Here is a 6,488-nt window from a genome sequence, read left to right on the forward strand (position 1 = left end):
TGGTGTCAGCAATTAACCGACAAGTTCTCTGTCGGGGCAACGTTTAAGTACCTGCATGAGAGGCTCGCCGACGAGACCGCTTCGGGCTGGTCGTCCGACGTCGGGACCTTCTATGCCACCGGCTGGAGGCGGATCAACATCGGGATGATAATTCAGAACTTCGGACCCGATATGAAGTTCGTCCGCGAGCCGTTCCCCCTTCCGATCACGTTCAAGTTCGGGGCATCGATGTTGGCTTACGAGGAGGGTCCGCACAGCCTACTGGCAGCCGGGGAGTTCCTCCACCCTAACGACAACCTCGAACTCTACCGACTTGGTCTTGAATATACTTATACTCGGCTTGTCAGTTTTCGCTTTGGCAAGCAGATCAACGGGCTGAGCCGGGCCAAATGGGAAGAATACAAAGAGAATCCGCAAAAGGATCCTTTCATCGAATACCCACTCTTCGATGAAGACGGCGCGCTTACGCTCGATGGCATTTCGATAGGGTTAGGTTTGCAGATTCCTCAGGCGGGAGTCAACGTTGATTATGCATGGGTCGGGCTCGGAACATTGGGCAACGCGCACCGCTTCACGATCGCCTACCGTCTGCCCTTCGCTCTCTTTTAGTTGACAGAGGAATGAAAAGGAAGCAGAACCAAGCAGGAGAAGACGATTTGCGACGCTCCCCAAACCGCCGGTTCGCAGGCGGGTTGATGGTGTTCGCTCTCGCAGCGGCGCTATGCAGTCCTGCCCATGCACTTGACGTCTCGGGCACACTTGCCGGCGGCGAATGGAGCCTCACTGACAGCCCGGTGCGGGTGGTAGGAGACATCGAACTGCCGGCAGGAGCGCGGCTCGATGTGCGTCCCGGAGTCCGCGTCGAGTTCACCGGCGCATTTTCGTTCACGGTGCGCGGTCTGCTCGACGCCGCCGGTACTGCAGATAGACCAGTCGTATTCACCGCATCGGATCCGGGCATTCCAGACAACCGTTGGAAAGGCATCCGGTTCATCAATGCTGCGCGCAACTCGCGTCTCCACTTCTGCCGTATCGAGTATGGCTGGGCACGCGGCACCTGGCCTGAGAACTGCGGAGGCGGTATCTACATCGAACGCTGCTCGCCGACTATCAGCCGAACAGTGATCGAGAACAACCGCTCGGATCACGATGGCGGCGGAATCTACGGCTGGTTCACCTCCTCACTAATACGCAACACACTCCTCGTCACTAACCGCGCCGGCAATCACGGCGGCGGGGTCTTTCTATCCTTCTCCAATCCGCAGATTCTGAACAGCACGGTGGCTCTCGATACGGCGCGCGGCTGGGGCGGCGGGGTCTTCTGCGGAGCCGAAGCCAAGCCTGAGATCGTCAATTCGATCCTTACGAATAACACCCAAATCCTCTTCCTCGACGACAATTCGGACGACAACAACCTGCCATCGGGCGACCCCTACAAGTTTATGGCCGATTTGGGGAAGATACAGTCCGCAGCGCCGGAGGTGTCGTTCAGTGCGGTCTCATTGGGGCAGTTGAATCCTTTGCCCGGATCGGGCAACCTCTCCCCGGCTCAGGTTCAGTTTGTCAACATCACACGCCTACCATTCGACTTTCGTCTGCGTTTTTCGTCGCCCTGCGTCGATGGCGGAGATCCGCGAATGAACGCCTCATCCGAGCCGGACATTCTGATTAACCGTCTAAACATCGGCCATGAAGGCGGCACCGAGCGGGCGACTCGTTCTTTGCCGGTCATTTATAATGATCGGGCAGCGCTGAGACTGGCGGTCGTTTTCGACACCGTCCGCACTAATTCGCAGTCTTCATTCGATATCAAGGTGGAGAATCAGGGGCACTACCGACTCTACCTCAACCGGTTCAAGTTCACTCCGGAATCGAAAATCCCAAATCCCGATGCAGTCTGGCAAGTTGTGCCTTCGATCCCCGACTCGGCAATGGCAGTGGTTGTCACCGATGCCCGGGTTGGTGGGATTCGGTTGATAACCGGAGACCGGATAGCTGCGTTCACACCCTCGGGAGTTTGTGCAGGGCGCGCAACCGTCGATTCGACCGGCTTCCCGCTCCGGATGACGCTCTACCACGATCTGCCCGGCACTCCAGGTAGGGACGGATTCGTTCGGAATGACACGCTTCGGTTTCGCATGTGGAACGCAGTTGACAGCCTGGCCTACCGGGCTCAGGCGAATTTCGGCAGCGATCCGGCTCTATTTGTTCCGGGAGGCTCGTCTCGGGCAACGTTGGAACTTACGATTTTCCCGGATCTCGCGGATGTCGATGGGACGCTTTTGCCGGCTTACCAGGTAGCTCCCGTCGAGCCTGGCGAGAGCGCCAAGTTCACCCTTCAGTTCCGTCCGACCGAATTAGGGACGCACTTCGATACCCTGACAATTACATCGAGTGACAACCTCTTCGGCAGCGATTCGCTCCACCCCGCGCCTTTCGACACCACCCAGCGCCAGCCCCGGCTTTTCCTGCGCGGAACCGGCATCGACCCGGTTGCAGTGGCGGACTCGGCGTTAGCCTTTGGCACGCAGCAGATCGATCTGGCAGATACTCTATTCTTCATGATTCGTAACAACGGGCGCAGCGACCTTAGACTGCGCAGTGTATCGGTTCAGCAGGGTGGTTTTGCGGCGTCGATCCTGGACGGTGTCATAGCACCGTCGGCGTCCGGACGGGTGCGTGTCATTTTCACACCTCGTATTCCGGAGCCGTATGAGAAGAACATGACGGTGGTGACGAACGACCGGAGCATCTTCGTTAAACTGACCGGTCGCGGCGTCGGTCCGAAGTTGTCGGTAGCCGACACCTCGCGCTTCATCGGTTATGTCTATGCTGGCAGCGATACGGCGCGTTCACCGCTTTCGGTCACTAATGAGGGCGATGAACCGCTCGTTATTACCGGGATGACCGTTAATGCTGTGACGGGTCCGGCGAGCGCTTTCTCGGCAGAACTCCCCCCCGGCGGGCTAACGATACCGCGTGACTCTACCGGGACGGTGATCCTTCGCTTCCATCCCGGGCAAGCCGGGCAGGATTATGTTGCGCGCTTGAGATTTGAAAGTAACTATCCGCTGGCACGTTTTTACCGGGTCTCTGGGAGGGGGATGGCTGAGCCGGGACAGTATCGTTTCGGTCAAGTGAGCGGGGTTTGGGGTTGGACTGCCGGAAGTCCGGACTACATTGTTCTGGACTCGGTCATCGTTCCGGCTCACGAACGATTGCGCATTATGCCAGGTGCCCGGGTGTTGTTCGAGCCGGGAGCATATATACGCGCCAATGGAGAACTCCGAGCGCTTGGCCTTCCGGGAGACTCAATCTACTTCCTGCCCCGTGACAATTCCGGCACTGTTGCTTCCAGATGGCGCGGATTGGTGCTTGAGAATGAAGACGGCTCCCGCCTCACTTATGCAGTTGTCTCCGGAGCCCGGCAGGGTGTTAGAATCCGCAACTCTTCGCCGGTGATTCAGTACTCACGTATATCGGGGAATGTGGATACGACCCGTAATGGCGGAGGAATCAACCTCGAAAACTCCGGCGCAACCATCGGCGGATCAATCATCGAATCGAACCGCGCCAATATGGGTGGCGGAATCTTCGTTCTCAACTCACGACCGGTAATAAGCAATTGCCTCGTGCGCAACAATACTGCGCGCGAAGGCGGCGGGTTCTACTTCAAGTTCCTTTCCAGTGCCGTGCTTCAAAGCAATCTGGTCTATGGTAACAGCGCAACATTGGGGGGAGGTATCGTGGTCGCTGAAAACTCGGCGCCGCGGATTCTTAATAACACCATTGTTGCCAATATCGGCGGGGGGATTGCGGGTGCCATACGATCGGTTCCTTCAATCACTAATACAATCGTTTACAACAACGGCGGCCCCTCGCTGCAAGCCCTCAGCGGTTCGTCGCTGTTAGTCAGTTACTGCAACGTCGAAGGCGGCTACGCCGGACAGACTAACCTGGATGTCGATGCCGGCTTCGATCTCGGATCTTCCCTGCCTTATGCATTGGGTTCCGAATCTCCGCTCATAGACCGCGGCAACCCGGAACGGACTTATCGCGACTATTCCTTCCCACCTTCACTTGGCACTTCGCGCAACGACATCGGTGCCTATGGCGGACCTCATGGCGGCGGCTGGCAATCGCCCGACATTTCGGTAGCACTCTTCCAGAATCCCGCATTTCCGCACTGGATCGATGTTGTTCTTACATCGCTCGAACCTTTCACGTCGGCTCCGGTCTGTTCGGCAGAGTATGGCGGAGGCGCGATGACCATCGTTCCTCTCGCGATGATCGATGCCTATAACTACCGTGGCCGGTATGAAGCGCCCGGTTCGGGGCCGCTCTTCCTTACCGCGGAAGGTGACATTTCTGGTGGACAGCGACAAAAGGTAGGCCGTGACTTCGAGATCATTCTGACTACCACCCGCGAAGGTGGATATGGGCTGATACCGGGCATCGGAGGAACTATTCAGATTCCCGCCGGGGCAGTGGCAGAAGAACGATGGATCGTAAGCGGAATCGACCCGGTACCCGTCCGTTTAACGGAGAAAGTGGTTTTCTTATCACAGACCTTTACCATCGAGTCTGGACGACTCAGCAAGCCGATGCGGTTTTCAATACCCATAAGTGACTTGGGACTTCCGGATCGGGATATGACACTTATTGGCATCTACCGAATCGCTGACAATGGCATTGCCCGCCTTGATGGCAAGGTTGAAGGTGGTGCAATCATAGGATTTACGAATCTCGGTGGCCGGTTCGCCCTTGGGATGGACCTAACCAGCGGAGGGGAAGATCGACGACTGGTGCCGGATTCACCCGACCTTCTTCAAGTCTGGCCGAATCCATTCAACAGCAGCGTAACTATCGAGTATCGTCTTCCCGAAACGGGATATGCAGCGCTCAGTATCTGGAGTCTCGATGGGCGGAAGTTGGCCAGTCTTATCGACGGCAATCAACCGGCCGGGCGAGGACGTGTTGTTTGGAACGGTCGTGACCATGGTAATCTGAACGCACCTTCCGGAGTCTATTGGCTCCGCCTTGAGACCGGGCACGAGGTTCGTACGGCGAAATTGCTACTTGTGAGGTAATGGATGTCTCCTGACAGACTGGGTTTGTTGAACCGGATATCTAAGCCGGTTGTAGTTGCGGCGACCACCGCAATTCTGATCATCGGGTGCGCAAAGGATGACGACTCCAATGGCAGCGGCGGTCGGACCGCTGCCGAAGCCCTTGCAGCCGGGTGGGACGCCTTCGAGACCGGAGATTACGCCACCGCACACAGCAACTTCACCGAAGCGACCGGACTCGATTCCCGGCTCAGCGACGCTTATAACGGCCTTGGTTGGTCGAGCGGTCGGATGCCGGGGCGATTGTCCGAGGCTGGGACGCATTTTGGGCGTTCATTAGGGCTTGACACAACCCGCTACGATGCACTGGGGGGATGGGCTTTTGCCGTTTATCAGAGCGGTGACTATGCTGCAGCAATCGCCAAAGCCGACTCGCTCCTGAGACGGCGTCCCGGCTGGCGCTTCTTACATCAACAGACGATCGACTTTCGTGATGTGAAACTGATGATGGCTGCCGCCTGGTACCAAACCGGCAACTACAGCGCATCTTATGCGGTTGTCCAGGAACTGAATCCCGCCTTCGAAGCCGATGTCCGGACTCCGTCCGGCCGCCGGGAACTGATGGAGGAAATCGAAAGATTGAGACGCATCTATGGCTAAACGGGCAGGAGAGATCTTGCAGTCATCCAAAGCCTTAAGTGGCGCTACCCGGGCCGCCATTGCACCGGTGTTGGCAATTCTTATTATAGCGGGCTGTGATGTGCTTCCCGGGCGCATCACCGGCGACGTGACGACCAATCAGCCACCGATCGTCGAATTTGCAAACGTGCCGGCAGACCGCGATACGTTTGCCTACGCGCCGATGATTCACTGGAAGGGCCGCGATGCCGACGGATTCGTAGAGTATTATCTTTATGCTGACGTCATTGACTCCACCGCGCTTGCCGACCCCGACGGCTATGTCCCCTATATCCCCGAAGAGTCCTGGGTGCGGGTCTTTGCTCAATCCGACACCATCTACCTCTTGACGACGCCGGGACGGGTAACACAGCATGTTCTCTATCTGAAGTGCGTGGATGATCGAGGCACTGAATCGGCGGTTATACACCGTCGATTCTTCCGCATCAACAATGCGCCTAATGTGCCGCTAATCAAGTGGTTCACGGCGCCGGATACGCAGTTTGCCACCGACCTTCGCCTTACCGATACCCTCTATGTGCTTGACCAGATCAGCACCACCTGGCCGGGTCTCGGTTTTAACTGGAAGTCGAGCGATCCCGACGACCGGGACCTCTACCGGATACCGCTTGAGTACTACTACTATCTCGAGCGAGTCCCCCACGACACCATCTGGCGCTGGGTTGGGCGGGAGTGGACTTCAAGGCAGGAACTGATCTTCTACGGATTGGAAACCGGGCA

4 protein-coding genes are annotated in these 6,488 nt (G+C 57.3%); all 4 read left to right on the forward strand.

Annotated features, from left to right (window positions below):
- Window positions 1-609, forward strand: a 609-nt coding sequence (locus tag FJY67_10870) for a PorV/PorQ family protein (protein MBM3329950.1), incomplete at its 5' end; no start/stop codon positions are given.
- A complete protein-coding gene (locus FJY67_10875) occupies window positions 534-5,090 on the forward strand; it encodes a DUF1573 domain-containing protein (protein ID MBM3329951.1) in 4,557 nt (1,518 codons plus the stop codon). The genes FJY67_10870 and FJY67_10875, both read left to right, overlap by 76 nt.
- Window positions 5,091-5,117: 27 nt before the next feature.
- The gene (locus FJY67_10880) at window positions 5,118-5,729 is read left to right on the forward strand and encodes a hypothetical protein (protein ID MBM3329952.1); all 612 of its coding nucleotides are present in this window, start codon (window positions 5,118-5,120) and stop codon (window positions 5,727-5,729) included.
- Window positions 5,722-6,488: hypothetical protein (locus FJY67_10885; GenBank protein MBM3329953.1), on the forward strand; the 767-nt coding region annotated here is incomplete at its 3' end. The genes FJY67_10880 and FJY67_10885, both read left to right, overlap by 8 nt.

This window comes from Calditrichota bacterium, from assembly GCA_016867835.1.
GTDB lineage: Bacteria > Electryoneota > AABM5-125-24 > Hatepunaeales > Hatepunaeaceae > VGIQ01.